The organism is Burkholderia sp. AU45251, from assembly GCF_030482905.1.
Taxonomy (GTDB): Bacteria; Pseudomonadota; Gammaproteobacteria; order Burkholderiales; family Burkholderiaceae; genus Burkholderia; species Burkholderia aenigmatica.
In genome coordinates this window covers 1-966 of the sequence record NZ_JAUJQH010000077.1, presented here as the reverse complement: position 1 = coordinate 966, position 966 = coordinate 1, and the positions used below count along the sequence as shown (strand labels likewise).

Annotated in this window: 1 protein-coding gene; it reads right to left on the bottom strand. The window is 64.1% G+C overall.

Going from position 1 to position 966, the window contains the following annotated elements; all coding sequences use genetic code 11:
* Positions 1-914 (bottom strand): inorganic phosphate transporter (locus QZM67_RS39805; RefSeq protein WP_301811960.1); only part of this gene is annotated, 914 nt, incomplete at its 3' end.
* Between the last annotated feature and the right edge of the window lie 52 nt (positions 915-966).

Sequence of the window (966 nt, the reverse complement as noted above, 5' to 3'; positions counted from 1 at the left end):
CCCCAGCGCACGGCCGACAGCTTCTGCGTCGCGCCGACACCGACGATCGCGCCGGTAATCGTATGCGTGGTCGATACCGGAATGCCGAGGAACGACGCGATGAACAGCGTGATCGCCCCGCCGCTTTCCGCACAGAAACCGCCGACCGGCTTGAGCTTCGTGATCTTCTGGCCCATCGTGCGCACGATGCGCCAGCCGCCGAACAGCGTGCCGAGGCCCATCGACAGGTAGCACGCGCCGATCACCCACGCCGGCGGCGCATCGGACGTCGCCGACGCATAGCCCGACGCGATCAGCAGCATCCAGATGATGCCGATCGTCTTCTGCGCGTCGTTGCCGCCGTGGCCGAGGCTGTACAGCCCGGCCGACAGCAGTTGCAGCCGGCGGAAGCGCCGGTCGACCTTGCTGGGCGCGGTACGGAAATACAGCCACGACACGCCGAGCATGAACAGCGAGCCGAGGATGAAGCCGAGCAGCGGCGAAATGAAGATGAACGCGATGGTCTTCAGCAGCCCGTCGATGTTCAGCGAACTCCAGCCGGACTTCGCGAGCGCGGCGCCGACCAGGCCGCCGATCAGCGCATGCGACGAGCTCGACGGAATCCCGTAGTACCACGTGATCACGTTCCAGCCGATCGCACCGACCAGCGCACCGAACACGACGTAGTGGTCGACGATCTCGGGGTCGATCGTGCCTTTACCGACGGTTTGCGCGACTTTCAGGTGAAAGATGAAATACGCGATGACGTTGAACGCCGCCGCGAACACGACGGCCTGCTGGGGTTTCAGCACCCCGGTGGACACGACGGTGGCGATCGAGTTCGCCGCGTCGTGAAAGCCGTTCATGAAGTCGAATACGAGCGCGACGAGCACCAGCGTCGCGACCATCCAGAGGGCGAGTTGTATCGAATGCATCGTGATCCGCTCAGGCGTTTTCCAGCACGATGCCTTCGATGATGTTCGCGAC